The organism is Siminovitchia sediminis (assembly GCF_042680885.1).
In the GTDB taxonomy this organism is placed as follows: domain Bacteria; phylum Bacillota; class Bacilli; order Bacillales; family Bacillaceae_C; genus Siminovitchia; species Siminovitchia sediminis.
On sequence record NZ_JBHUEO010000055.1, the window covers coordinates 1 to 24,353 of the forward strand.

26 protein-coding genes are annotated in these 24,353 nt (G+C 43.0%); 10 read left to right on the top strand and 16 right to left on the bottom strand.

The features are described from left to right. Nucleotides 1–159 precede the first annotated feature (159 nt). From ACFSCZ_RS14950 to ACFSCZ_RS14960, 3 genes are all read right to left on the bottom strand, one after another. Entirely contained in the window at nt 160–531 is a 372-nt protein-coding gene (locus ACFSCZ_RS14950) for a YisL family protein (RefSeq protein ID WP_380774908.1), read from the bottom strand. A 90-nt stretch (nt 532–621) separates the two neighbouring features. Then, a complete protein-coding gene (locus ACFSCZ_RS14955) occupies nt 622–1,518 on the bottom strand; it encodes a fumarylacetoacetate hydrolase family protein (RefSeq protein WP_380774909.1) in 897 nt (298 codons plus the stop codon). After that, nucleotides 1,499–2,701 carry a DUF418 domain-containing protein gene (locus tag ACFSCZ_RS14960; protein WP_380774910.1) on the bottom strand — a complete coding sequence of 401 codons (1,203 nt, stop codon included), beginning with the start codon at nt 2,699–2,701 and terminating at the stop codon, nt 1,499–1,501. The genes ACFSCZ_RS14955 and ACFSCZ_RS14960 overlap by 20 nt, the downstream gene beginning before the upstream one ends. Nucleotides 2,702–2,932: 231 nt before the next feature. Here ACFSCZ_RS14960 and ACFSCZ_RS14965 point away from each other — a divergent pair, with 231 nt between their 5' ends. The 6 genes from ACFSCZ_RS14965 to ACFSCZ_RS14990 are packed head-to-tail and all read left to right on the top strand — an operon-like array spanning nt 2,933 to nt 4,809. Continuing rightward, nucleotides 2,933–3,154 (top strand): spore germination protein, encoded by a 222-nt coding sequence (locus tag ACFSCZ_RS14965; RefSeq protein ID WP_380774911.1) that lies wholly within the window; start codon nt 2,933–2,935, stop codon nt 3,152–3,154. Nucleotides 3,155–3,178: 24 nt separating this feature from the next. Continuing rightward, the gene (locus ACFSCZ_RS14970; RefSeq protein ID WP_380774912.1) at nt 3,179–3,382 is read left to right on the top strand and encodes a spore germination protein GerPB; all 204 of its coding nucleotides are present in this window, start codon (nt 3,179–3,181) and stop codon (nt 3,380–3,382) included. A 25-nt stretch (nt 3,383–3,407) separates the two neighbouring features. Continuing rightward, nucleotides 3,408–4,031 (top strand): spore germination protein GerPC, encoded by a 624-nt coding sequence (gene gerPC, locus ACFSCZ_RS14975; protein WP_380774913.1) that lies wholly within the window; start codon nt 3,408–3,410, stop codon nt 4,029–4,031. Beyond that, nucleotides 4,006–4,179 (top strand): spore gernimation protein GerPD, encoded by a 174-nt coding sequence (locus ACFSCZ_RS14980; RefSeq protein ID WP_380774914.1) that lies wholly within the window; start codon nt 4,006–4,008, stop codon nt 4,177–4,179. Before gerPC ends, ACFSCZ_RS14980 begins: the two co-directional genes overlap by 26 nt. Nucleotides 4,180–4,195: 16 nt before the next feature. Continuing rightward, nucleotides 4,196–4,588 carry a spore germination protein GerPE gene (locus tag ACFSCZ_RS14985; protein ID WP_380774915.1) on the top strand — a complete coding sequence of 131 codons (393 nt, stop codon included), beginning with the start codon at nt 4,196–4,198 and terminating at the stop codon, nt 4,586–4,588. Between the two features lie 2 nt (nt 4,589–4,590). Beyond that, nucleotides 4,591–4,809, top strand: a complete 219-nt coding sequence (locus ACFSCZ_RS14990) for a spore germination protein (protein ID WP_380774916.1) — start codon at nt 4,591–4,593, stop codon at nt 4,807–4,809. Nucleotides 4,810–4,890: 81 nt separating this feature from the next. Here the strand turns inward: ACFSCZ_RS14990 and addA are convergent, their stop codons facing one another. The 3 genes from addA to ACFSCZ_RS15005 form a co-directional block, all read right to left on the bottom strand. After that, nucleotides 4,891–8,643: a helicase-exonuclease AddAB subunit AddA gene (gene addA, locus ACFSCZ_RS14995; RefSeq protein WP_380774917.1), complete on the bottom strand. Its 3,753-nt coding sequence runs from the start codon at nt 8,641–8,643 to the stop codon at nt 4,891–4,893. Beyond that, entirely contained in the window at nt 8,615–12,127 is a 3,513-nt protein-coding gene (addB, locus tag ACFSCZ_RS15000) for a helicase-exonuclease AddAB subunit AddB (RefSeq protein WP_380774918.1), read from the bottom strand. The genes addA and addB overlap by 29 nt, the downstream gene beginning before the upstream one ends. Before the next feature lie 186 nt (nt 12,128–12,313). Then, entirely contained in the window at nt 12,314–12,541 is a 228-nt protein-coding gene (locus tag ACFSCZ_RS15005; protein WP_380774919.1) for an IDEAL domain-containing protein, read from the bottom strand. Nucleotides 12,542–12,755: 214 nt separating this feature from the next. Here ACFSCZ_RS15005 and ACFSCZ_RS15010 point away from each other — a divergent pair, with 214 nt between their 5' ends. Beyond that, nucleotides 12,756–13,298 (top strand): competence protein ComK, encoded by a 543-nt coding sequence (locus tag ACFSCZ_RS15010; protein ID WP_380774921.1) that lies wholly within the window; start codon nt 12,756–12,758, stop codon nt 13,296–13,298. A gap of 17 nt (nt 13,299–13,315) precedes the next feature. Here ACFSCZ_RS15010 and ACFSCZ_RS15015 read toward each other — a convergent pair whose 3' ends face one another. After that, entirely contained in the window at nt 13,316–13,696 is a 381-nt protein-coding gene (locus ACFSCZ_RS15015) for a YhjD family protein (RefSeq protein ID WP_380774923.1), read from the bottom strand. Between the two features lie 185 nt (nt 13,697–13,881). On the opposite strand from ACFSCZ_RS15015, the gene ACFSCZ_RS15020 reads away from it, so the two are divergent. Then, nucleotides 13,882–14,493, top strand: coding sequence for a TVP38/TMEM64 family protein (locus tag ACFSCZ_RS15020; protein WP_380774924.1), 612 nt, complete (start codon nt 13,882–13,884; stop codon nt 14,491–14,493). 274 nt (nt 14,494–14,767) lie between these two features. Here the strand turns inward: ACFSCZ_RS15020 and ACFSCZ_RS15025 are convergent, their stop codons facing one another. The 8 genes from ACFSCZ_RS15025 to ACFSCZ_RS15060 form a co-directional block, all read right to left on the bottom strand. Continuing rightward, on the bottom strand, nt 14,768–16,039 hold the full coding sequence (locus ACFSCZ_RS15025) for a M48 family metallopeptidase (protein WP_380774925.1): 1,272 nt from the start codon (nt 16,037–16,039) through the stop codon (nt 14,768–14,770). 120 nt (nt 16,040–16,159) lie between these two features. Next, a complete protein-coding gene (locus ACFSCZ_RS15030) occupies nt 16,160–16,471 on the bottom strand; it encodes an AzlD domain-containing protein (protein WP_380774927.1) in 312 nt (103 codons plus the stop codon). Continuing rightward, complete coding sequence (locus ACFSCZ_RS15035) at nt 16,468–17,187, bottom strand: AzlC family ABC transporter permease (RefSeq protein ID WP_380774928.1); 720 nt, start codon at nt 17,185–17,187, stop codon at nt 16,468–16,470. The genes ACFSCZ_RS15030 and ACFSCZ_RS15035 overlap by 4 nt, the downstream gene beginning before the upstream one ends. 85 nt (nt 17,188–17,272) lie before the next feature. Then, a complete protein-coding gene (locus ACFSCZ_RS15040; protein WP_380774929.1) occupies nt 17,273–18,340 on the bottom strand; it encodes an NAD(P)H-dependent flavin oxidoreductase in 1,068 nt (355 codons plus the stop codon). After that, nucleotides 18,333–18,515, bottom strand: coding sequence for a hypothetical protein (locus ACFSCZ_RS15045; protein WP_380774930.1), 183 nt, complete (start codon nt 18,513–18,515; stop codon nt 18,333–18,335). Before ACFSCZ_RS15045 ends, ACFSCZ_RS15040 begins: the two co-directional genes overlap by 8 nt. A 21-nt stretch (nt 18,516–18,536) precedes the next feature. Next, nucleotides 18,537–19,313, bottom strand: coding sequence for an enoyl-CoA hydratase-related protein (locus ACFSCZ_RS15050; protein WP_380774931.1), 777 nt, complete (start codon nt 19,311–19,313; stop codon nt 18,537–18,539). A gap of 480 nt (nt 19,314–19,793) precedes the next feature. Further along, nucleotides 19,794–20,786 (bottom strand): lipoate--protein ligase, encoded by a 993-nt coding sequence (locus tag ACFSCZ_RS15055; RefSeq protein WP_380774932.1) that lies wholly within the window; start codon nt 20,784–20,786, stop codon nt 19,794–19,796. Between the two features lie 14 nt (nt 20,787–20,800). Beyond that, a complete protein-coding gene (locus ACFSCZ_RS15060) occupies nt 20,801–21,538 on the bottom strand; it encodes an MBL fold metallo-hydrolase (RefSeq protein WP_380774934.1) in 738 nt (245 codons plus the stop codon). Nucleotides 21,539–21,708: 170 nt separating this feature from the next. Between ACFSCZ_RS15060 and yhfH the strand changes: the two genes are divergently transcribed. Beyond that, nucleotides 21,709–21,837 (top strand): protein YhfH, encoded by a 129-nt coding sequence (gene yhfH / locus ACFSCZ_RS15065; protein WP_380774936.1) that lies wholly within the window; start codon nt 21,709–21,711, stop codon nt 21,835–21,837. Between the two features lie 93 nt (nt 21,838–21,930). Here the strand turns inward: yhfH and ACFSCZ_RS15070 are convergent, their stop codons facing one another. Then, nucleotides 21,931–23,016, bottom strand: coding sequence for a quinone-dependent dihydroorotate dehydrogenase (locus ACFSCZ_RS15070; RefSeq protein ID WP_380774937.1), 1,086 nt, complete (start codon nt 23,014–23,016; stop codon nt 21,931–21,933). Nucleotides 23,017–23,223: 207 nt separating this feature from the next. Between ACFSCZ_RS15070 and ACFSCZ_RS15075 the strand changes: the two genes are divergently transcribed. Continuing rightward, a complete protein-coding gene (locus ACFSCZ_RS15075) occupies nt 23,224–23,787 on the top strand; it encodes an SCO family protein (RefSeq protein ID WP_380774935.1) in 564 nt (187 codons plus the stop codon). Nucleotides 23,788–24,353: the final 566 nt, after the last annotated feature.

Sequence of the window (24,353 nt, forward strand, 5' to 3'; positions counted from 1 at the left end):
ACAGGTCTAGGTGGATGGGAATCTTTTTCTTAAAAATAAAAACACAAAAATCTAGATACAAGTCGTCTAAATGTAAAATAAAAAAGCCTGTAGAGAAAAAAACATATACTTTCTCTACAAGCTGAAAACCGCTGAACATCAGCGGTTTTTTCCCAATTTCTATGAAAGCATATTCCATCCAAGCGGTAATCTTAATCCCAGGAAAAAAGTGATAGCCAAGACGATAATCAAAACCGTCCACAGAAGACCTGTATTCCTTCCTTTCGCCCCTCTGACAAGTACCATTTCCATCATCACAATGACAATCACACCGCCCAGGAATTTTAATCCATATAATGCGGGGTTGAAGCCTTGATGCCTGGAAAAAAGCAAGACTCCGGTTAAAATAATGAGCAAATAAAAAACTCGAAGAATCATATGGGTAATTTTTGCACCCTTTTGATTGCCGCCTTTCCGCAAAATCAATACAACTGCAAATAAAATAAGGGCAACAACCCATGTCGTAATATGGGCATGCGTCGAATCAAACATGTTATTCCCTCCTGAATTAAACATAGTTTCTTTTCCTTTTTATTTATCATCTTATCATACAGCGAAGCTTAGCAAGAAATGGATATCCTGTTATTGGACCGGATTCTTCAATTTTCCAATGCCTTCAATAGTAATTTCGATTTCATCCCCGCTTTTAAGTAAACGGGGAGGCTGAAATCCTTTTCCTACTCCAGACGGAGTGCCAGTCGCGATAATATCCCCCGGTTCTAAAGTCATCCCCTTTGATAAGGTAGAAATAATTTCCTCTGTGGGGAAAATAAAATGCCTCGTATTGGAATTTTGCCTGATTTCCCCATTCACTTTCGTTTGTATATCGAGTTCATTCGGATTGGCTATTGCTGAGCGGTGAACGATCCAGGGTCCCATTGGACAAGTGGTATCCAGACTTTTTCCCAGGAAAAACTGTTTATGTTTTCTTTGAAGATCACGGGCAGTCACATCATTTATAATGGTATAACCGAACACGTAATCAAGCGCTCTGTCCATCGGAATCGATTTTCCTTGTTTTCCGATCACAATGGCCAATTCACCTTCATAGTCTAATTCATCTGTTACATCTGCATGCAGGTCCACTGTCTCTTCATGGCCAATGACAGCAGTGGGTGCTTTTGTAAAGATTAAAATGTCTTCAGGGATATCCGCTTCACTTCCCATTTCAATGACATGGTCCCGATAATTCTTTCCGACACACATAATATTCTTTTTCGGGCGTGAGATGGGGGCCCTAAAAGTTACGCTGTCCAGCGGCAGCAAAAATTCATCTTTTTTATTTTGAGACGCCCACTCCAGCAGACTCTTGATCTGGTCATAAAACGATTCTCCACTCTCAATCCCCGCAAGAATGGAAGAGGGTATATCCTGTCTCGCTTCTATCGCCAGACCTGGTATATCCCAAACTTTGCTCACTTTCTCATCTACTACTCCGTATGTTTTTTTTCCATCCGCTTTAAAGCTCATGATTTTCATGTTGAGCACCTCTTCTTTTATTTTTTCCGTATGTAAGAAATCTCCAAAACTTTTCAATCGGTCCCTGTTCAAACTTGGACAGCCACAAGACTGCGAGAATTACCTGAATCACGTAAATGGCAACCGCCAGCCAATTTCCGGAAACTATTGAAATTTTTCCGTATAGCCCTAACCCATAAGGATAAAAAACTAATGTTCCTATGACAGACTGCGTGATATAGATCGTGAGAGACATCCGGCCGGCTGCACCGATTGGGTTCAGCAGGTTTGCAGCTTTTGAATGACTCATGACGAGTACAAGGAAGGCAATATATGCCATGCCAAGGATTGGACCACCCAGCGCATCCTGTATGTATTGGTAGCTCATAGACAATCCGGCCATAAATGGCAGCATTTTGAAAGCAAGTCCCACCGGAAGAGAAATGAGTAAAATAATGAGCCACTTCTTCCTTTGAACCGCTGCCTTCTCCAGCCACAGCATCTTTGCGGCGCCGGCCCCTATCATCATCATCGGTAAAATTAAAAAAAGGTAGATGATCAATCCGCCGGATCCATTGCCTACTTTCCAATCAGCTATTCTCTGTGCAGTGATTTCCCAATAAGATCCGCTTGAATACACAACTTCAGCCTGTTTCAGTCCCATAATGTCAATATAGTCTGAAAGTGAAGCCGTATCCATCATGGCCGCTAATACAAGCAAACCCGATAAAAACAGCTGAGGAAGCAAATAAAGGATCCATCCCAAGCCCATCAGCCAGGGGCCTGATAAACGCAAAAATAAAAGCAGAATCATTCCTACCACTGCATAAGTAATCAGGATATCCCCATACCAAATCAAAAAGGCATGGATGATCCCAAAAACGAGCAAAACAGACAATCGCCTGATGCTGATTGTCCAAAAGGAATTTCCTCTTGTAGCTGAACGTCTTTGCATAATGACAAGTCCATAGCCGAACATCATCGCAAAGATGGGATAGAAACTTCCCTGAACAAAAATATCGAGCCATGTATATGCTGTCACGTCACCGTATTCCCAATATTCATACGGATTATAATAACCGTACGGAGAATGAAATCCGATCATGTTCACAAGAAGGATGCCAAGAAGGGAGAATCCCCTTAATACATCCAGTGCCTGAATTCTTTCCGTATCCGGAACAGGACTCATCTGTTTATGTACCATTTGTTCATTTCAGGCCTTTACAAGACCTGCACCTCCTTCATGACCTGTCATATTTATTTATACCATATACCATCATCGTATAAGTTTGTATAACAAACTACAATCATTATTACTCAAGCGAATAAAATTTTCATCAATTAGACTTACTTGGGGTCCGTATCACAAATTTCATTCTATTTCATAAAATACCATGTGTTGATTAAATGGAAAAATGGAAGGAAGTGAGCGGTATTGCCTGGGTTTGTAGGTGCCGTTCAAGTTGTGAATGTAAGCTCGGCAGGAATAGTCAATATTGGCGATGTATTCCAAATCCATCCGATTACCTATGCCAAAACATTCTCTGGTGCCGGATCCTTTAATACTGGAGAAAGCATTAAAGTTTCGAATCATCTTTCATCTACCAACAGTTTTGACCGTGACGTTTGGGATCAAGGGTTCTTATTAAACTTATAAAGAAAAAGCCTTGGGAGGCAGACAATGATTATAAATGTTAACCAAACCATTCAAATACAAATGATAAAGATCGGAGGGATTACTAACTCTTCCGTACTTCAAATTGGAACTTCAGGAGTGATTACCCCTTCTTCTCATTTATATAATACCGGCGGCTATTCCGAACCTGCCCCTCCAGCAACAGCCGGTGTCGGCGAAGGGACGGTCAGTCTCGTTCCCTTCCATTAAAAGCAGAAAGAGGGTGGAGCACAGCATGCAAACTTACACGATACACCAGTTATATGCTTTTTTGGAAAGTCAGCAGAAGGAGATTGCTCGATTAAAAAGATCATTGCATGATTTATCAATTGAACTAAAGCAACTAAAGGAAAAGCCATCAGTGACTGTCGAAAGGCTTGAATACAAATTTGACCAGCTGAAGGTGGAGACATTGGAAGGAACATTAAATATTGGTATCAATCCTTCCGATTTAAATGACATTGAAGATTTATCCATTCCCGAAAACTCTCAAACAAATATTGCTGTACGCCATCCTGAATTATATGAAAGGACATTAAAAAAACTGCATCATTATATTGATCATGAGTTAGAAACTATAATAAAAAACGCTGAGAGTCAAAAAGTAAAATCACTGGATGAACCTTATATTCAAATGATCAAGGAAGACATTCGCAAACAAGTTCCTGCCAGAATTGATCATTATCTAAAATTATTCAGCTCACACGTCAGGAGTGAAGAAATAAAGGAAGAGCTTTTTGATAAAGTTTACCAAACCTTGCTGGCGGATATGAACAGAGCCATCAACGAATTCCTGTCCAAAATGCCGCAACATGAAGGAGGTACGGATCTTAATGGAGCTGAACGTAGTGAACCGTGATATTTGTGTAGGAGATATTCGGGTGGTGGGGGTAACCACATCCTCTATACTTTTGGTTGGGGACGCAAATACCATTCAGTTGGCATCCGTATTTGATACACCGCCAGAGTCATTGATTATCGGGCCTTTTGTTCCACTTTCCACTTAAAAAAGGAGTTGGCAGAATGTCACTGAGAAATTCCCTTGTAGAAGTAATAGCTGTAAAAAGCCTGGAATTCTCCTCTATTGTTGAAGTGGGAGACACAGTGCATACAAATGCTCGTTCTAATGCATTGGCTGTTCAAAGAAATAAAGAACTTTTTTTTACTGATGAAGGGAACTTCCAAAGTTTTGATACATTTTCTAAACCTGTTCTGATACCAGGTCTTCCCCGTATAATCCCTTCTACAGTTAAATACAATGAGTGTTCTGATATCAAGGTCGGAAAGATTCATATTATTGGGATCTCCTCTTCAGCCGTCATTCAAGTCGGTGCGGCAAATCATATAGAGACTGAAGCAAGAGTTCTTCATATCCGGCAAATTTCCAATAATAACAATTCTAAGGAAGGAAGATAAAGATGCCTGCTATTGTAGGTCCGATTCAAATTTTTAATGTTGGGGGAGGCGTTGTTCATTTTGGAGATACGGCTGTTATTTCTCCAAAAGCCGCTTCAAAGTCATTTTCTGGCTCCGGAGCAGGCAATACGGGCGGATTTGTCATGACGAATAATGGAGTCAGCGCCAACAATACATTAGATACAAACCTGGTAGACCAGCCGTCAGTTGGAAACAATTAGTAGTAATTCGACAAAATCAGCTTGTACAACCCGCGTAAAAAGAGTGCCGAGGTTTTTATACCTATCGGCACTCTTTTTGCTTCACAGCTCGAGAACATGTCCACCATCGAAGAAATATAAAACCTTTTCTTTCACACTTTTCTTCCAGATTCGTTCAATGGCCTGTTCATATAACTCTATTTGCATCCGGTACCTTTTTTCCAGAACAACCTTTGCTTGATCAAAGCCCCCAGGAAAACGGCCTGTAATCGCATCTGTTTTGTAATCCAATAACAGGACTCCATCTTCTTCCATCACAATACAATCGATAATCCCCTGAACGATAACGGACTCATCTTCTCCATCCCAGTCAGAATATATGTCTCTTGCTGGAATAGCCATTGTAAAAGGAACTTCCCGTTTAGTTTTTGCGGGCTGCAGCAATCGCCTTCCCAAATTACTTTCGAAAAACTGCACAATCTGCTCTCCGGGGACCACATCAGCCTGTTCCACCGTTAAAATCTCCTTTTGGATTAGGTCATCCAGCACTTGTTCAACCAAGAAGATGCCCGGTTCTTGATCAAGGGGAATATGCTGCATAACCGTATGCATCACAGTCCCTCTTTCAGCAGGAGAAATGGACTGCTTCTCCAAAAATTTCGGTTTGTTAAATATTGGGGTGCCTGTGTTTGGGTCCCCCCCCAATAAGCTTGCGGCACTTACCTTGTCAGTTAATACTGCCATCCGTTTTAGTTCAGAAACCGTTTGTTTGGACATCCTTCTTGAGGCAATGACGTGTGGATACATCCAGCTGAGCCGTGAAAACACTTGGTCTTTTAATGGTGATTCAATATCGCTGAGCTTGCCTTCCTTGACGGTTTGAAGCCATCCTTCTGATTCTTTTTCTTCATTCTCTGCAGTTTCACGCAGCGCCGATGCGGGCAATACATCTATTTTCCATCTTGAAGGATGCTCGCTGACGTTCCCTGTTAAAGGATTTCCGATTCCCTCCATCCAACTATCTCTATGCCGGAGAATAGCAGGCCCGATCCAATCTAAATAAGTTGTTGCCGCCGCTCTGTCAAAGTCTTTCAGGAGCCAGTCATCACCTGTACTTGCTTTGCCCCATTTACTGATTTCTTTCTCCATGTTTTTGACAGCTCCCACAAGATATAACTTTTCCTTCGCTCTTGTAAGGGCAACATACAGGACTCTCATTTCTTCAGCGGTCAATTCCCTCCGTTTTTTTCTTTTTAAAGCAAGCTGGGGCAGGGAAGGATAAGAGATCCTTTTTTCCGAATCAATATATTTGCTTGCAAATCCAAAATCTTTATCAAATAAAAATGAACTGTTGATATCTTTCATATTAAATTGCCGTCCCAAACCGGCTGCAAAGACGATCGGAAATTCCAAACCTTTGCTTGAGTGGATTGTCATGATCCGAACGACATCTTCTTGTTCACCCAGGGCGCGGGCAGCGCCCATGTCTTTTCCCCTGTCCCGCATTCTTTCAATAAAACGCAAGAACCGGAACAAGCCCCGGAATGATGTTTCTTCGTATTGAGAAGCACGGTCATAGAGAGCTCTTAAATTAGCCTGTCTCTGTTTACCGCCCGGAAGCCCTCCGACAAAGTCATAAAAGCCGGTATCCCGATACAGCTGCCAGATTAATTGGGAAAGCGCTCCGGTTCTGGCTAAACTTCTCCACTTTTTCAGGTTTTCTAAATAGATAGCCAGTTTTCCCCTGATCCTTTCATCGCGATCATCCCCGGACATTTTGATAAATGTTTTTACTGCTTGATAGAAGCTTCCTTTTCTGGATTTGGCCCGGATTCGTGCCAGTTGCTCCTCGTTCAGCCCGACCATCGGTGAGCGAAGGACGGAAGCCAGCGGAATGTCCTGGTCGGGATTGTCCACTACCTGCAGCAAGGACAGCATGACTGTTACCTCTGTTGCCTCAAAGTATCCCGAGGAAAGGTCGGCATAAACAGGAATTCCTTCAAATTTCAGCTCATCTATGATATCTTGCGCCCATGATGTAGATCGCAGCAGAATGACTATATCTTTATACTGTACTGGACGGTGCCTGCCTGCTTTTGTATCATAAACAGGCTTTTCCTCATCGATGATGTTTCGGATCGTTCTTGCCACATACCTTCCCTCCAGGCGGGACTGCTCAATGTCTTCTTTGAAAAAATGGTCTTCCTCCTGCGGGGAAGTTTCCGTTTCGTCATCTCCCGCCTGATCAATGATCGCTACTTCTATCGGGTACATATCATCTGAAGGATAATTTGCACCGAGAACCAGTTCTGCGCCTTCGTGGTATTCAATTTCTCCGACATTTTGTCCCATTACCTGTTTAAATAAAAAGTTTGTGCCGTCCAAGATTTCAGCTCTGCTTCGAAAATTTCTGGATAAATCGATACGCAGGCCCCCTTGCACGCCGTCTGGTGTAAACCGGGTGTATTTGTCTAAAAATAAGTTAGGCTCTGCCAGGCGAAAACGGTAAATGGATTGCTTTACGTCACCAACCATAAAGAGATTCCCGTCATGTTCCCCATCGGTTGTTATCAAACGAAGAATGGTTTCCTGTACCATATTAACGTCCTGATATTCATCCACAAGAACTTCCTTAAACTGCTTTCGATATCCCACAGCCACTTCAGACGGGTGGGCCTGACCTTTTTCACTATGTGGATCCGTAAGAATATAAAGTGCCAAATGCTCAAGGTCAGCAAAGTCAACAATGCCTCTTTCTTTTTTCTCCAGTGTAAAGCGATTTGCAAAAGACTTGACCAGCTGAACGAGTGTGTGATAAACAGGGTGCATCCTGCGCATATCCCGCAAGAAACTATCCGGTTCCCTCGAAAAGAGTTCTTTAGTAAGCTTCTCCAATATACCTTTTGCTTTTTTTCTTAAGGCATCAGCTGCTTTGACGAGCTCTTCATCATACTCATCACCGCGACAGCTTTTAGCCCTTGTAAATTTCCAGTTGTTCATTGCAGCGTACAGGCTCTCCCAGCTGCTTTCAGATGCCTTTTGTATTTTCTCTACAACTTCCAGATCATCCAGGTAGTTGACCGCTCTTGGGGCAGGTCCTCCCGGAGAATTCGCCAGCTCGTACGCTTCTTCCAGCATTTGTCTCGCACCCGTTAGCTGAAGCTTAATGTCAGATAGGATCCATTCCGCAAATGGTAGACGATCGATCGTTGTTCCTTCTTTTACATCATATATGCTGACAAGTTCATCCAACCAAAGGTCTGGATATGGATGTGATCTTGAAAAATCATATAATTTTAAAACAAGCTCCTGCAGCTCACTGTCATTTCTGTCACCGGTAAAAGTATCTACCAATTTGAAAAATGACTCATTATCTTCTTTTCCATATTCCTCTTCGAACAAGTCATCCAACACTTCTTCGCGCAGCAATCCCATTTCATTGTCATCGCCTACTCTGAAGTGCGGATCGATATCCACCATATAATAATGCTTTCGTACTGCTTCAAGACAAAATGAATGAAGAGTAGAAATTGATGCCCGGTTCAACAAGCCTAGCTGTTTTCTCAAGTGGTTGGATTCCGGCCGTTCGTTAATCGCTTGTGAAAGCGCCGCCCCGATACGAGCCCTCATTTCGGCTGCTGCAGCATTCGTAAATGTTACGACCAACAGCTGGTCGACATTCAGAGGATCCTGTTCGGCAATGATTTTCTGGATAATCCGTTCAACCAGGACTGCAGTTTTTCCAGAACCGGCTGCAGCAGCAACCAGTACATCCTGATCTTTTGCAAAAATAGCTTTCCACTGTTCATCTGTCCACTGTGCCTCTTTAGGCTTTACTGGAATGGTCGTTTTCAAGCTTCTCACCTTCTTCCCGGATACGGTTGATGACGGTTTTGCGATCCTGGCGTTGAATGATCCGGAATTCATTTTCCGGAAGCGCCGGGTCAAACTGACATACCGGTTTGTATAAACAAAACTTGCATGGTGTTTGATCCTTCATCCGATAGGGGCCGATACCAACCTCTCCCGAGATGATTGCATTGCCTGATTCCAGATACAGGGACCTTACATGATTACGGAGTAAGGCAAGCTCTTCTTTCGTGGCAGATTTGGACCTCGCATTCAATGTTCCGTCCTTCTTCAAGCCGGCAGGAATCATCCGTGAATCTCCTGAATCCAGTGTAAAATCCATGAGTCGGACAAGATCCGGATCATCCAGGATCAGCCCCGTCATTTTAAACCGTTTAAAGATTTCCTCTTCAATGTCAGACAAGGTCATGATTGTATCGCTGTCTACCATGGGATTATGGAGATGAAAATATAAGACGCCTGCAGGAAAGGCTTCCCGGCCAATCAACCGGCTTGCATAGGTGACGATAATATCCAAATAAGTCAGCATCTGCAATGAAATCCCGTAATATACTTCACTGAGATCCAATTCTCTTGCGCTTGACTTATAGTCGATGACGCGCAGGTAAACGCCGTTTTCATCTTCCGCTTTGTCCACCCTGTCAATCCGGCCCTGCAGCTCCATTTTCGTCCCGTTTTTTAAAGTGAATACCAAAGGGGGCAGCTGCTGTTTCGGTCCGAATCCCAGTTCAATGCCAATGGGTGAAAATCCGCTTTCCTTCGCATGTCCGCTCATCACATAAGAGGCTCTCCCTATGACCTGTTCAAGTTTTCTCATAATATAGTAGTAACGGTTGGTACTTAGCAAAATTTGATTTTGCAATTTGGGTGCCAAAAAGGCAACGGCTTCCCTGGCCAGCTGCCCGCATTGATGTTTGGTGAGGCCGGCCCAGATTAAATTGTTTTGAGTTACATAATCAGCAATCCATTTCAGTGCAGCGTGAAATAAATCCCCAATATGCGGAGCTTCAAGCTTAAAAACTTCACGCTCCCGCAGTTTTAAGCCGTGTGAAGCAAAATGTGAAAAAGGACAGCTGTTAAACAGTTCCATTCTTGATACACTGGCAGTCATATGCTCCCCGTACAGTTCTTTGCTTGTATCCTCCGTCAGTTTGGTTGTTTTGTTTGTAAAAAACAGACTGGAAAAGACCCGCTCAGCCTTTCTCTTCCAAAGTGGATCAGACATATAAAAGTTATACACATCCCACCAAAAATCGGCCATGGGATAATTTCTTTTCTTGGCATTCAGCTGTCCTGTCAGGTAGGCAGCAGCCGAATCAGGGTGGGAAATATAATTGAATTGTTCTTCGCTTCCTAGTTCTGCCGGATCATTGACAATGGTTGTTTCCATGAGATTCGGGAACATGTCTCTCATTCTATGGATATACAGCGAGGGCTGGAGAGCTTTTCCCTCATCATCCGCCATGGGATAGGACAGGACGAGCTGGTCTTCTGCAGAAGTAAACGCTCTGTAAGCAACAAATTCCTCATTCAGAAGACGGATTCGACTGTCCGGTGCAATAGTCATTCCCGTGTCCATTAACACTGCGCGGTCTTCATCCGAAAAGATTCCTCCCTCTGAAAATTTCTCAGGAAGAACTCCGTCATTCAGGCCGGCGACAAATGAAACTTTGATATGAGAGAGGCGAGACTGCTCCAAGTTGGCTATAAATACTTGGTCAATGGCTGGCGGAATTAAGGAAAACTTCATTTCCTCCAGGCCTGCATTCATTACAGGGATAAAATCCTCCAGGGAGAGACGGGTGTCCCCAAGAATTTCAACGAACTGATCAAGCAGTTCCATAACATCGTTCCATGCCTGGTCGTGCTCCCTGGATGTGACTAGCTGCCCCTTCTCTTCTGCTGACTGACTCAACATTTCTAGCTTTCTTGGTATCTCCAGCTCTTCCATAAAATAATAAAGCGCCTCACAATAGTCCCGGCCATTTTCAGCTTTTTTCAGACGTCTTGCAAGCCTCATGATCGGAAGGGTGACCATTTCCCTTGATGCAGCGAGCTCTTTTTCCAATTCCCTTTCCTCATCGGTTTGAACGGTGCCGGACACTTCCAGCCCCCTAAAACGCCGATAGATCCATCTGTCTTTTTTCGTCCAGTCAGCTCCCTTTATCCCATATGCCAAAACATAGTTTTCAAGCCTGTCCATTTGCTCTCTAAGGCGATGCAGATCACTGTCAAGCGGAAACAGCAAATCTGTTTTTATGGCCCTGAATACATGCTCGTACCGCCAGTTGCTGCTGATAACCTCTAAGACAGATCGAATCAGCTCAACAAGCGGATGATTCAGCATAGATCGTTTCTGATCAATGAAATAGGGGATATCATAATCATAAAAGACCGTCTCAAGCTCTCCTTGATATTGGCTGCCGTTCCTCATCAGGACCGCGATATCTTTGTAACGGTACCCTTTCTCCATGACAAGTCTTCGTATCTCTCTTGCAATTCCTTCAATTTCTGCCCTTCTGTTAACAGAAGGCATTAATTTTACTGCTGAATTTCCATTAAACGCTCTCGACGGCTTTCTTTCAAACTCCGACTCCAAATATGCCAGGCCTTCATTTTTAAATCTTAAAGGTTTCCTCAGGACGATATCGTCTTCAACCGCGACACCTGACTGGCAGGCCAGTTCATATATAGATCTGTAAGACTCACCGGTCATTCTGAATAAATGAAGTTCATTCGGAACTGTATCTCTAAACGGGCGATCCAGCACAAGTGAGACGGATACCCGCCGGCAGTTTTTTAAAAGTCCTTCAATCACCAAATATTCCTGCGGAGTAAAGCTGTGAAATCCATCTATGTACACTTCTGCGTTTTTCAGAACATCTGATTGACTGATCGACGCCGCAAGGAGGCTTAAATAATCATTGGAGTCCAAATATTTACCCGATAATGCATCCTCAAAATGCCTATAAATTAATTCAAGATCATGCATCTTGTCGGCAAGTGACTTGTGGGATTGAAAAAAGCTGACTTCTTCCTTTTTTTGGGCCAGTTCTTCAGGCTGTACACAGTAATGTTTGAATTCTGTAAAAATCTGTTCCATCTGCTGGATAAATCCTGTTTTATCAGTTGCTTGCCTGAACAGCTTCAATTCATCTTTTTGCTCTTCCACTATTTTTTTGATGAGCATATGAAGGCCCGTACTGTTCACATATGTACGGCTGGCTCCTCCTATTTCCTGAAATATCCGCCAGGCAAGGCGAGTAAAGCTGTATACCTGGGAGCGGATCATTCCGGCCATTCCTTCTTGCTGTATCAAATTAGATTCAGTTAAAAAAGTCATCTGCTCGGGAACAATCAACAGGATAGGCGGCCCGTCCGGCTCTTCTTTCAGCTTGTTTCTAATCTCTTCGTGAAACAGGGTTGTTTTTCCCGTACCTGTTCGGCCTATGACAAACCGTAGTGACATTTTTTCAACCCCTTTTATTATAAATATATAAGATGGGTATTTTATTAAAATGGATATACTTCATTATAACATACGGGCACAAAGGGATCGAACGTACATTCCCGTCCATTCCTGACCATATATTGTTTGTGTAACCACAAAAAAATCCCCCTTCATGAAAGGGAGATCATATCACCGTGTAAATTTTTATTGTCCCATGTGGCTGGAAAGCTCTTTTGAAAGTTTCATGAAAGCTTCCTTGTCCTTCCGGTCCAGCGCAAAGTCGATTTCTTTACGCAGCTGCTCTTCCCTGCTCTTTCGCAAAATATGATTTAAGAACAACTCCGTCTGACGTTCCAACGATTTCGTTTGCTTTTGTTTCTGTGTCATCGTGTACTCTTTCAACAGTTCCTGATACGTTTTCTTCTTTTCCATCGATGATCACCTCGGAACCTTTTTTTAATTATACACGGATTTGGGCAAAAACACAAGTCAGGAATTTAAATTTTCTGATGATTTTTTATTGATAAATTTCCCGTTACTTTTGTCCTGTTTCTTTTTTTATTTTTTGGGATTTTAGTGACTTTTCTGGAAATCTATGTTACTATTGTAGGCACATTGTCCAAATCTTGTAGAAAGGGGAAGAAAAATGACGGAAACATTACCAGGTTATGAAATCAATCCTTATACAATGTTACTTCGGCCGGCAGGAGAAGAACTTACGGAAGTAATAGAGGCAAAAGCCCGTTATTTAGTCTCCCGTAAACCCTTTGACATTGTAAAAAAGAGTTGCGATTATTTTGGCTCCTCTTATAACGGCAGGAGGGAGGGAACCAAGCAGTTAATTGGCGTTACCCACAAGGCACCCATCATCGTTGACCCCTATACTTCCATCTATTTATTTCCCACCGCATCACCGTCAAGCCCTGATTGCATGTGGATTTCCCATGATTACATCGCTGCTTTTGAAAAAAACGATGCATGCTCGACCATGATTACATTTCAAAATCATGAGCGCCTTGAAATTCCCATTTCTTTTTATTCATTTGAAAAGCAGGTTTCCCGCACTGCCAGGCTGCGGGTTAAGTTTACACAAAATGTGAAAAAGATGGAAACTTTTCATAAACATCCGATTCAATTTCCACGTAACTGGGCTTCTGAACATCATGGATCTTATTGGATTGACGAATAGAGCAGGTGAAGAGGGCACTATGCCTTCTTCTCTTTTTTTGGGGAAGAGCAAGAACTCAAATAAAAATCCAACAATTCTTCGACCCTGTTTCGCAGCCGCGGGTTAAAGTAATTGTGGTGTTCCTCGTACCCTTTGTATAAAAAAAGGTACATGGTAAATATTTCGTCGGATTTCAGGCGCTCCACACGGATGCTATTCTTATGCAAATACCGTTTGACCTCAGCAAGTTCATTCTGTACTTTCCGTATGGTGTTTTCGATCAACGTTTGATAGGGCTTTTTTAATTTGAACGGGCTTTTTTCCACAACATCCAAATCCCGCTGCAAAACAGTCAACAGCATCGGCAAGTAGATCGCCTGTTCAATAATATCCCGTTCATTTGAAGGAATTCTTGTCACTTAAACAGCCTCCCTTGACGGAACATGTGTTCTTTTTTCATCTTACTAAGCACTCAATAAAATAGCAAGGGGAAATTACTTCCTTCAAGAAACCAAAATAGAATAAGCGGACATGCCTATGCTATAATTTAAAAAACAACTGGACAGCCGGGACTGTTTTCCCCGCTGTGAATAGAGGAATGTTCATGGATTTTTTTTCACTGAAAGATTGGCTTACGATTGAAAATATAATGGACCTGATTGCAAAATACCGCTCTTTCGGCCCGCTTCCCGGGATTTTATTTCCTTTCTTGGAGGCCTTCCTCCCTTTTCTCCCGCTTTTTTTATTTGTAATGGCAAATGCAAATGCGTTTGGTTTGGGCTGGGGATTTCTCTTTTCATGGATAGGTGCTTCCGGAGGAGCCTATGTTGTTTTTCTTTTGATCAGAAGATATGGAGATGCCCGGATATTCAAAGTGCTTTATAGAAACAGCAAGGTACAGAGTCTGATGGCATGGGTGGAGAAGCGCGGATTTGGCCCGCTGTTTCTTTTGCTGTGCTTTCCGTTTACACCCTCAGCCATTGTCAATATTGTCGCGGGACTTTCAAAAATCGGTGTCTACCAGTATATGCTTGCCGTATCAACAGGAAAAGCTGTAATGATCTTCATTATAAGTTTTATAGGACACGATTTGATCTCTTTAATTAAGCAGCCGGAAAGAACGGCGATTGCGCTTGTTATCATTTTGGTTATGTGGGCTATTGGCAAGCGGATTGAAGCAAAACTGCAGGAAAAACAGTATAGGCGGGAAAACTAATGGAAGAGGCTGGGACATAACGAAAATATCCAAAGCTAATGACGAACAATTTCTACATGAGCGCAGGAAATATGCCTGGTGAGTCCCCGCAGTTCGCCAACACGGGGAGGCTCACCGGCCACCACAGAAAGCGCAGTATCTTTCAGGAGCAGATAGTATTCAGTGGCCATCATTCTAATTAGTTTTATAAAAACCTTTGTCCGCCTTATTCATTGGGTTCCAATACAGCCTAAAACATCAAAGGACCCTCAATAAAAAACTGGATTTGTAGCATTTACTCCTCCGAAACTTGCTGCTTAAATTCTTCAGCCATGTTGATCCGTTCCAGCATGGTTGGGTGCCCGTAGCGAAAAATTTTCACAAGGTAAGGCGGATTAACCTGGCTGAGTCCTGCTCTTGTCAAATCTTGGAATGTCCGTACCCCTGCCGCAGGATCTTCCGTCATTTCCAGGGCATATTGATCTGCTCGCGTTTCCTGATAACGCGATACCCAGTTAGTCAACGGACTTGCAGCAAATAGCAGAACCGATGTAATCAGCAGGAAAGCCGGAAGGGAGCTGATATTCGCTGTCCCCTCCACTTTCCAGATCTTTCCCCTCTTGTTTACCCACAGATCCATCAGTTTGGCTGTGATCCACAAACCGGCAAATGTCAGAAGGATATATCCGGCTATCCCTTTGTAAATATGCTTTTCCACATAATGTCCCATTTCATGTGCCATGATGAACAGAACTTCTTCATCATCCAGCCTCTCTAACGTGGTATCCCAGAGAACAATCCTGGAGTTGGATCCAACGCCAGTTACGTATGCATTCAATGCATTGGTCTTAGTTGACATATCCACTTCATATACATGTTCTGCCGGGATGTCTGCCTCGTCTGCCAACGAGAGAATTTTTGTCTCGAGCTGCTTATTTTGTAACGGATAAAAATCATTGTACAGCGGATCAATGACCACCGGCTGGATAAACATCATAAATATGGAAAACGGTATAGATAATACCCAGACGGCCAGCCACCATCTTTTTTTGTATTTCCTCATCATCATGTAGATTACAAGAACAACTACAGCCATCGTTGCATATCCAACCCAAAAATCGATCAGCTGATCTCTCATCCATGAGGAAAAGACCTGGGTTGAAATCTGATACGTTTTTGAAAATAGATAAGATGTGTAGGCAAACGGGAAAGTGACGATAAAGGACGCCAATGACAGCCAAAACAAATAAATGAGTGTTTGAAGCGAGAACCATTTCGACGTTTTCTTTGCCCATCGTTCAAACGCTGCAGAAATGCCAAACAGGAGAATCAAGTAGTAAAAGAGCCATTGATAGGGTTTATTTAGAAAAAACAACAGGTTTCGGATATTTGAATATTCCTCGCTGAGCATCAGCTCCCTGGCATTCAAAAAAGTAGCGGGATCAGCACTCGTTCCTTTATACATTTGGGGAATCGCTGTATCAGCGATAAAAAATAGATACACATACATCGCTGTTCCAAATAAAAAGTAAGCAATGACTGCCCGCATAGCCCATTTTCTAATCAAAAGTCTCCCCCCTTGTCCATTCATTATTATATGTAGAAAAAAGTTCAGCAGAATAGAACTTATTGTTTCCCTTAAAGAAAAAAATAAGCGGGAGTACCGTTTAAGGGTCCCGCTTTTCGTTTATATGAATGAAGAATATAAGCTTAAAACGACAATGGAACCGATCACCACGAGAATAACATTCGCCCCTAAAAAAGCAATGACGAATGCGATGACAGCTCCGACGACCCCATAAAGGAGATTGCCTTCCTGAATAAAAAAAACAGCAGGAAATATTAATGCGCCCAGCGTGGCAAAAGGGACATTTTGAAGCACTCCCTGAACGAAAGAAGGAAGTTCTTTTCCTTTAAATACCACAAAGGGGATCAGCCGCGGAATATAAGTAACCAAAGCCATCCCGATGATCGTTAAGATGATCATTGAACTAGTCATCGCCCTCTCCCCTTCCTTTTTAACACTTCAGCTGCTTCAATCAAGACAGATGAGAGAAGTGTTGCCGTTATGATCGACCAGCCTGCTGCCATGATATCAGCAAAAACAAAAATACTATTAAAAACTGCAGCCAGCAAAGCGAGAAACATAACTTTTGTACTTTTTTTCATAGAGGGTACAAGCAAACCAATAAACATGGCATAAAGAGCGATGGTCATACTCTCCTGCAGCACCTTCGGAAGATTTGCCCCTACCCCATAGCCCATGGTTGAAAACATCACCCAGCTTACATAAGCCAATGAAATCATTCCATATAAATAACCGGTTGAAACTTTTCCTGCTTTTGTTGCCGCCACAGAAAAAGTTTCATCTGTAATGCCAAAGGCATAAATAGCTTTTTTCCATGTGGTTTCATGCTCGACCTTTTCATTTAGTGATGCGGCCATTAATAAATGGCGGATATTGACAATAAAAGTTGTCATGATCACTTCTAGCATGCCTGTTCCCATGGCAAACATGCTGAGCGCCATATATTGGGAGGCTCCCGCAAACACGATAACACTCATCAGAACAGCTTCCAACATCGAAAGACCGGAAGTTTTGGCCAAAAGACCGTATGTAAAAGAAATCGGTGCATAACCGATCGCTATACTCACACCATCCTGGAAACCAAGACGAAATTGCGAGAATTTGATTTTCTGGAATGAAGCATCCAATTCTCCTTCCCCCTTATTTGAAACTAATTTAACTATTATAATTGCGAACCTGGTATTCTTCAAGGTAAAGAAGGAGAAGTAACTGCTATTCCAATATTTCTTTGGCTTCCTTTATCATGGCGTCAACAATCTCGGTTGCAGAGATATTGGTCCTTTTCTGCAGCATTCTTATCCCCTGCCCGGCCCATAAAGACATATACTCCGGATTATTTTGCAGGGCTGCCGCCTTTCTAATATCCGTGGTGAGCGTATGTTGAGAAGGAAATCCCAATGGCTTTGCGAATCGTTCAAATTCAACGATAAACTTATTCCGTATGCCCCTTGCAGGTCTCCCCGAAAAGCTTTTTGTGATCACTGTGCTTTCCTCTGTGGAGGTAAGGAGCTGCTGTTTATAGGCCCAGTGGGCAATGGATTCTTCCGTCGGCAAAAATACCGTTCCGGCCTGTATCCCTGAAGCACCTAAAGCTAGTGCAGCCACCAGGCCCCTTCCATCCATAATTCCGCCCGCAGCGACGACTGGGACAGTCACATGGTCCGCAATTTGCGGAACAAGTGAAAAGGTACCGATATTTGCGCCGTCCGGATGTTCCCTTATATTAAATGTGCCTCTATGTCCGCCTGCATCGCTGCCCTGCGCGACAATCACATCTGCACCAGCCTCTTCAGCCTGGACCGCTTCATTTACCGTTGTAACCATTGCAATAATCCTGATGCCTTTTTCCTTTGCCTCGGCCATGTGCCCTTTTGTCAATAGCCCGAAGGCTGTACTTAGGACCGGGACATTTTCATCCAGTAAGACTTGAAATTGTTCTTCAAACATCTGAGCAGTAGACCTTTCGGCTGTATCAACTATTCCCAAATCAGCACGAAATCGGTTCAACACTTGTTGGGCCTGTTCCATTCCTTCCCAGTTGTCCTCCATACGTACAGCAAACATATTTACCGCAAATGGCTTGTCTGTATGTTCCCTAATGGCCCTGATGTTGTTCCGGATCTCTTTGGGTGTCATATAAGCCGCGCCGAGAGTGCCAAGAGCACCTGCCGATGAAACCGCTGCAACCAGATCTGCTGTCGCTGCCCCCGCCATTCCCGCCTGAATCACCGGATATTCAATATGCAGCAATTTGCATAAAGGCGTCTGTAAATTAAGCATCTTTTTCTCCTTGTTTTTCCATCAATCTCCGGACTTTTTCCTTCGGCGTCCAGCAATTGAACTTGTAATGGGTTTTAGTTTCATATCCAAGCCTCTTACACATATACCTCATTTTTCCGTCCACTCTTTCAGCTCTAAAATGAATGCATGTTGCACAGCAGTGATATCTGTTCATGTAGTGTTCCAAAACCCTTCCTTATTTCCCCTGATATACCGGCTTTCTTTTTTCACTGAAGGCCCGCAGAGCTTCTATTCGGTCCTCGGTTGGGATCGTCAGCTCATAGGCTTTTCTTTCAATTTCGAGACCTGTCTGCACATCGGTATTCATGCCTGTTTTAATCGCATATTTCGCCTGCCTGACTGCAACTGGACCGTTTGCAAGAATGGCGTGTGCCAGCTCCATTACTTTGTCCATCAGCATAGTGCGGTCAGCCAGTCCTGTCACAACACCATACCCGTAGGCTTCTTCTGCTGTCATTCTTTTTGCTGTCAGGATCAACTCCATCGCTTTCGATTCTCCGATCAGCCGCGGCAGTCTCTGTGTACCGCCCGCTCCCGGTATAATGGCCAAGCTTGTTTCTGTTAATCCCATCATCGCTTCTTTTGCAGCAATCCTGAAATCACACGCGAGAGCAAGCTCCATCCCACCTCCGAATGCATGGCCATTCATGGCAGCTATTGTCGGTTGCGGCAGTTTTTCAATTGCCTGAAATACATCTCCGATTTTATGAACATTACGGCGGACTTCCTGTTCGGATAAAGTTTTTCTCTCCTTTAAATCTGCCCCGACACTGAATGCCTTTTCACCGGCCCCCGTAAAAATGACAACCCGGATATCATTGTCCGTTTTGATTTTATCTGCCGTCTCTCCCAGCTCACATAGCGTTTCGTAATTAAAAGCATTTAACGAACCCGGACGATTAATGATAACAGTTGCAATAAAATCCTCTACATTTAACTGAATATGTTTCATGATGACTCCCCTTCCTTTTTTGACTGTCACTCTATATTTCTATTTCTGTATATCTTCCAAAAAACCTTTTGCCGGGATGAAAAAGTCACAGTCAGGAGAGGAGATGAGTGAGATAACAAGCATATGGCTTATGTACTGCTTTGTCGCAGTTCCCACCGTCTTGGCCGCATGGGGAAGATAGGATGCCATACGGATTCCATTTTATAGAGGCAGGGCCGCAGACCACTACTGTGTTTCCCCGGCCTGCAACAGCTGTTATTGCATCATTACAACCATCTGCTTTACTGCATTTCTTCATCTTCCTTTTACATAAAAGAGTGTAAGTGTCTCTTATAGGAGGGATACCTCCCCATCAACTGAAAGATTTGGATGGGACTTCCGCGGGCGTGTGCGTGATCAAGTTTTCGCCGGAGGCCCTGAAGGGGGACTTCTTTTGTTTTATTAAAAAGACTGCAGCCCCTGTGGACTGCAGTCCTTTGATCAGTAAATCAGCCCGATGATTTCTTCCCTCGTGACCTTTCCAAAGTAATACTGTATATCCATATCTTTTAAAACTTTTTCAATTTCAGACCTTTCATATTTTATGCCCGTTAAACGTTTTTCAATATCACTGACATCTCCGATACCAAAAAAGTCCCCGAAAATTTTACAGCCATAAATTCGTCCCTTATTTACATCCAACCTAAATTCAATATGTCCTACAGGAAAACGATGAGAATGCTGGATATTAAATTTTGGTGACTTTCCATAATTCCAATCCCAGTTTTGATATCGTTCTTTAGATATTTCATGGATTTCTATCCAGTCTGCTTCGGTTAATTTATATTCGGGAACAGGGCTTTGCCCGTCAAAAATAAATCGGAGCAGCAAATCCTTAAATTGTTCAATGGTCATCTTTTCATCCAAAAAATCGGATATATTTGCGACGCGGCTTCTAATCGATTTTATGCCTTTTGATTCAATTTTGTCCTTTCTTACCTTCAATGCGGATACTACATTCTCTATTTCAGAATCAAACATTAAAGTACCATGGCTGAACATACGACCTCGCGTTGCAAATTGGGCATTCCCTGAAATTTTCCGTCCTTCCACAAGGATGTCATTTCTTCCCTGTAATTCAGCATTTACGCCGAGCTTTTGCAGTGCTTGGGTAACAGGCTCCGTAAATTTCCGGAAATTCATGAAGCTGTCTCCCTCATCCTTTGTGATAAAACTGTAATTTAAATTGCCAAGATCATGATAAACCGCTCCTCCGCCGGAGAGCCTTCTCACGACATGCAACCCATTTTTCTCCACATATTCCGTGTTGATTTCTTCTATCGTATTTTGGTTCTTTCCGATGATGATGGAAGGCTCATTAATATAGAACAGCAAAAAACCGCCTTCCTGAATATGCAGGTTTTTTAAGGCATATTCCTCAATTGCCAGATTGATCCGGGGATCTGTGATTCCCTGATTATCAATAAAAAGCATGCTTCCTGCTCCTTTCATTCAATCCTAATTATCAGGCCTTCCGAAGCGAGCTGGACCGTTCCTCCAAACTGCTCGGCAGCCTCCTTTTTTAGCCTGGACAATTCTCCAAAATGGGGAAGGTGCGTAAGAATAAGCTTGTCCACTCCAGCAGCATGCGCCACTTTACCTGCTTCTTCACTGGTCATATGCCCGGCGGCGGTTCCATCCATCCCTTGATAAAAATTGGACTCACAAAGCAGCAGATCCGCCTTGTGTGCAAATGACGCCAGCTCTTCAAAATAGGATGTATCACCCGTGAATACGAGTGCTTTTCCATTTGCTTCAATCCGCATGGCAAAACAAGGTACAGGATGCCGTGTCTTCAGGAAATCAATATAAAAGGGGCCGATATGCACGGTTTCCCCGGCGCGATAGACAATCCCCTTTGTTACATCTTTGTAGGTCAGTTGGCCAAATCCCTCTTTATCCAGGTCATGGCCGTAAATCGGCAGTGTTCGGTTATATTGATTCGTGAACTTTCCCACATAAAGCGCATGCTGGACTACTCCGATATCTGCCGTGTGATCCGCATGGTAATGGGAAAGGACGATGGCATCCAGGTCTTCCGGATCTATGTAATTCTGTAATTTGGACAAGACTGCACTTCCACAGTCTATCAGCAGATGAACCCCCCGATGCGTAAGCAAATATCCGGAGCTGGCCTCACCTGCCCGGGGATAGCCTCCCCAATGCCCAATCACCGTCAATTCCATCTTGGCACCACACTCCCCATCCCTCATAATCATGTTACTTTCACTATACTAGATTCCAAATTTTTTGGCATGAAATTTCCCATTTTTTATTGACAATAAAACATCTGTTATAATACAATATTAACAACGAAACACCGTTGTATAACAAAACAGAGGGAGTGGAGATGGAAATGATCGAAAACGTAGTAGAGTTCTTTAGAAATTTACCTCCAAAAAAATGTACCGAATGCGGTGAAACTTTATCAGAACAGCATGAATGCTATGGTACAGAATGTGAAAAGTGCGCAGCGATCAAATAAATTTCGTAATATATCCCCCTGACAAGGGGGTGTTTTTGTGTAGAACTGTTATAAAACAAATAAAACAAGACTGTTATTATAACAGCCCTGTTTTCATGAATGTCCCGCTCCAACGGCTTCGGAAATATGAGAAAATCCATCTCTTTTGATTAATTCAAGCAGTCTCAAGTTGATAGACTTTACAATTCCGGGTCCCTGATAAATCATACCGGTATAGACCTGAACCAGACTGGCTCCAGCCAGGATTTTTTCATAGGCGTCATCTCCGGTAAAAATACCGCCGACACCGATGATCGGCAACTGGCCGCCAATCTCCTGGTAAATCTCCCTCACCCAGGCCGTAGCCCTATCTTTTAACGGCAAGCCGCTGAGGCCTCCGGCTTCTTCAGCAGAGGTTCTGGAAACAAGTCCGTCCCGTGATAATGTCGTATTCGTTGCAATAATCCCGGCAAGTCCTTCCTCAACAGCCGTATGTATAACATCATGCATTTGTTCATCTGTCATATCGGGTGCCACTTTTAAAAATACAGGCTTTTGCATAGCTCCTTTTGCTTCCAACTCTTGTTTTTTCTTTTGAATGGATGAAATCAATTGCTGTAAACTCTCAATTTCTTGCAAGTCACGCAAATTGGGGGTGTTGGGAGAACTGATGTTGATGACAAAGTAATGACCATACCGATAAAGAACATCCAAGCATTTTTCATAATCACTTGCAGCCTCTTCATTAGGGGTCACTTTGTTTTTCCCAATATTGACTCCGATCGGTATCCCTGCCGTTTTATAAGACTCCAAGAGAATTTTGGCAGCTTCTGCCCCTTCGTTGTTAAAGCCCATACGATTGATCACCGCACTGTCTTCCACAAGGCGGAACAGCCGGGGTTTTTCATTTCCTGACTGTGCAACTGGAGTAATTGTCCCCACTTCCACAAAGCCAAATCCCATTGCAGCCAAAGCATGATAAACTTCTGCATTTTTGTCAAAACCCGCCGCCAAACCAACAGGATTTGTAAATGTCAATCCGCATAATTCGATGGCCAGCCGCTCGTCATCAACATGATACATAGAGCGAAGCATCCGTTTTCCACCTGATTTATCGGCCAGTTTTAAAGCGGATACGGTGTGGTGATGTGCTTTTTCGGGATCCAATCTAAATAAAAACTTCTTTATGAGAGGGTATATGACTCCTCACGCCTTTCTGAAAACCATGATAAAAAACTTTCTTGGATTGATATTAACACTAACATCCACTGTACTCAATAGAACTTGTTGTAATTTGAACGGACTCTTGAATTTGATGAATTCTTTCTGAACATTGGGCGTTTCCTATACTTACAGGGCCTCATTTCGTTATAATAGAATCAAATGTACAATGCTGGAGGTCTTGAATTGAAAAAAGTTCTTTCGATACTGTCGATTATGGCTATTCTAATTCTCGGAGCCTGTTCTTCTCAAAAAAGCGGGACGCCAGTTGAAGATTTTAACTTCACGGATCAAGATGGCAATCCGTTCGGACTCGAGGATTTAAAGGGAAAAGTGTGGGTAGCTGACTTTGTGTTTACGAATTGCACGACCGTTTGTCCCCCAATGACTATGAATATGAGTGAGCTGCAGGATATGGTGAAGGAAGAAGGATTGGAAGATGTCCATTTTGTTTCATTCAGTGTAGATCCTGACGTCGACACACCTGAAGCGTTAAAAGAGTACGGACAGTCCTTCGGTGCAGATTTCTCAAACTGGCATTTCCTGACAGGGTTCTCACAAAAAGAAATTGAAGACTATGCAGCAAAAAGCTTTAAAACCATTGTAAAAAAACCGCAGGATGATGACCAGGTTATTCACGGAGTCAGCTTTTACCTTATCAATAAGGATGGGGAAATTATCGGAGATTACCCCGGTGATAATGATGTACCATTTAAACAAATCGTTAAAGATATTAAATCTGCACTTTAAATCTATGGGGAAGGACCTCTCACTGAGGGGTCTTTTCTTTTTTTGCTGCCTGTCTTTTTATAAAAAATAGCCTGCATACATTTGCATCCTGCGTAAGCCAATGGCCGGAGGGAGAGCCACCGGAGAGTAACTAACGTCCCTATAAGCGGAAATCAGTTCCAAGGAAAAAACCCAAGGTTCGTCACAGTCAAGAACAAGTAGATCTGGCAGCCTTTCAGCCACCACAGCAAAGCAGTTGTTCTATTTTAGCATGAGAAAGCGTCCATTCCTGCAAAAGACGTACTGAACAGTCCATTAATTGGCGGGGAGGCAGGCCTCCTGCATTGTTCCCTTCCCACTTCTACCGTGAATGAATCTGGCGGACCACATTCATCGTAAACAAAAGTATCGGCTAGTTTCAAACTTTCTTATATCAAAAAAGAACGTTCTTCAGAACGTCCCAGGCTGTCGAGAAACCCTCGACAGCCTTTTTAATTATTTATAATATTTGTTCTTTCACCGTTTTAATTTGTTAAAATAAAAATAACAAAATATGGCGGTGATAAAGTTGCTCCATACAAAATCAA

Coding starts and splice junctions, on each gene's coding strand:
- ACFSCZ_RS14950 (WP_380774908.1), bottom strand. CDS start 531: ATGTTTGATTCGACGCATGCCCATATTACGACATGGGTTGTTGCCCTT.
- ACFSCZ_RS14955 (WP_380774909.1), bottom strand. CDS start 1,518: ATGAAAATCATGAGCTTTAAAGCGGATGGAAAAAAAACATACGGAGTA.
- ACFSCZ_RS14960 (WP_380774910.1), bottom strand. CDS start 2,701: ATGGTACATAAACAGATGAGTCCTGTTCCGGATACGGAAAGAATTCAG.
- ACFSCZ_RS14970 (WP_380774912.1), top strand. CDS start 3,179: ATGATTATAAATGTTAACCAAACCATTCAAATACAAATGATAAAGATC.
- gerPC (WP_380774913.1), top strand. CDS start 3,408: ATGCAAACTTACACGATACACCAGTTATATGCTTTTTTGGAAAGTCAG.
- ACFSCZ_RS14980 (WP_380774914.1), top strand. CDS start 4,006: ATGGAGCTGAACGTAGTGAACCGTGATATTTGTGTAGGAGATATTCGG.
- ACFSCZ_RS14985 (WP_380774915.1), top strand. CDS start 4,196: ATGTCACTGAGAAATTCCCTTGTAGAAGTAATAGCTGTAAAAAGCCTG.
- ACFSCZ_RS14990 (WP_380774916.1), top strand. CDS start 4,591: ATGCCTGCTATTGTAGGTCCGATTCAAATTTTTAATGTTGGGGGAGGC.
- addB (WP_380774918.1), bottom strand. CDS start 12,127: ATGTCACTACGGTTTGTCATAGGCCGAACAGGTACGGGAAAAACAACC.
- ACFSCZ_RS15005 (WP_380774919.1), bottom strand. CDS start 12,541: ATGGAAAAGAAGAAAACGTATCAGGAACTGTTGAAAGAGTACACGATG.
- ACFSCZ_RS15010 (WP_380774921.1), top strand. CDS start 12,756: ATGACGGAAACATTACCAGGTTATGAAATCAATCCTTATACAATGTTA.
- ACFSCZ_RS15020 (WP_380774924.1), top strand. CDS start 13,882: ATGGATTTTTTTTCACTGAAAGATTGGCTTACGATTGAAAATATAATG.
- ACFSCZ_RS15030 (WP_380774927.1), bottom strand. CDS start 16,471: ATGACTAGTTCAATGATCATCTTAACGATCATCGGGATGGCTTTGGTT.
- ACFSCZ_RS15040 (WP_380774929.1), bottom strand. CDS start 18,340: ATGCTTAATTTACAGACGCCTTTATGCAAATTGCTGCATATTGAATAT.
- ACFSCZ_RS15045 (WP_380774930.1), bottom strand. CDS start 18,515: ATGAACAGATATCACTGCTGTGCAACATGCATTCATTTTAGAGCTGAA.
- ACFSCZ_RS15050 (WP_380774931.1), bottom strand. CDS start 19,313: ATGAAACATATTCAGTTAAATGTAGAGGATTTTATTGCAACTGTTATC.
- ACFSCZ_RS15055 (WP_380774932.1), bottom strand. CDS start 20,786: ATGCTTTTTATTGATAATCAGGGAATCACAGATCCCCGGATCAATCTG.
- ACFSCZ_RS15060 (WP_380774934.1), bottom strand. CDS start 21,538: ATGGAATTGACGGTGATTGGGCATTGGGGAGGCTATCCCCGGGCAGGT.
- yhfH (WP_380774936.1), top strand. CDS start 21,709: ATGATCGAAAACGTAGTAGAGTTCTTTAGAAATTTACCTCCAAAAAAA.